We start from the raw sequence: 316 nt of genomic DNA, 5'->3' as shown, positions 1-316 counted from the left end.
TTCCTTGAGGAGAATGGCGCCTACGAGGACATCGACTACGTGTCCTACGACGTGCTCGGCGACGTGGTGTGCGGCGGCTTCGCCATGCCCATCCGCGAGAACAAGGCCCAGGAAATCTACATCGTCATGTCCGGCGAGATGATGGCCATGTATGCGGCCAACAACATCTCCAAGGGCATTCTGAAGTACGCCAATTCCGGCGGCGTGCGCCTGGGCGGCCTGGTCTGCAACGAGCGCAAGACCGACAAGGAATATGAGCTGGCCGAGTCCCTGGCCAAGAAGCTCGGCACCCAGCTCATCTACTTCGTGCCGCGCG

At 61.1% G+C, this 316-nt stretch carries 1 pseudogene; it reads left to right on the top strand.

Features of this window, described 5'->3' with window-relative positions:
• A pseudogene (gene nifH / locus V5F61_RS21215) lies at nt 1–316 on the top strand (nitrogenase reductase); the annotation flags it as partial.

It is taken from the genome of Xanthobacter sediminis (genome assembly GCF_043195015.1).
Taxonomy (GTDB): Bacteria; Pseudomonadota; Alphaproteobacteria; order Rhizobiales; family Xanthobacteraceae; genus Xanthobacter.
Note: the sequence above shows the minus strand (reverse complement) of the source record. Positions and strands in the feature narration are given on the sequence as shown.